The following is a 348-nucleotide window of genomic DNA, read 5'->3' as shown; positions in this document are numbered from 1 at the left end:
TTCTTTCTGCGGATGGCCTTCGAGACGAAACTTCCTGCCCGTGGTCAGCCCGCGCAGGTTGCCCGTGCCGTGCAGACGCAAGCCCTCGCAGCGCAACGCCTCCACGCGCACGCGCGCCAGATAATCGCCCTCATTACGCAGATCGTTGGGCTTGCCGTCCAGCCCCATCGCACCCGCCATCGGCTGCGTGTAATCGCCCCAGTGATACTGCGCGGCGTTGTCGAAGGAGGCCTCGCTGTAACGGCTCTGATTCATATCGAATCGGCCGTTCGAGCGTGTGTAATCGTAGTCGTTGAGCGTGATCTCGCCTGCGGTGATCTTGCGCGCAACGCTCAGCGCGTAAATATA

At 61.5% G+C, this 348-nt stretch carries 1 protein-coding gene; it reads right to left on the bottom strand.

Translation table 11 applies throughout. From position 1 onward, the window contains the following. A partial coding sequence (locus PQR08_RS38755; protein WP_408164525.1) for a contractile injection system protein, VgrG/Pvc8 family occupies positions 1–348 on the bottom strand: 348 nt, incomplete at both ends.

Source organism: Caballeronia jiangsuensis, from assembly GCF_046030135.1.
GTDB lineage: Bacteria > Pseudomonadota > Gammaproteobacteria > Burkholderiales > Burkholderiaceae > Caballeronia > Caballeronia jiangsuensis.
This window is presented reverse-complemented; position numbering and strand designations above follow the sequence as displayed.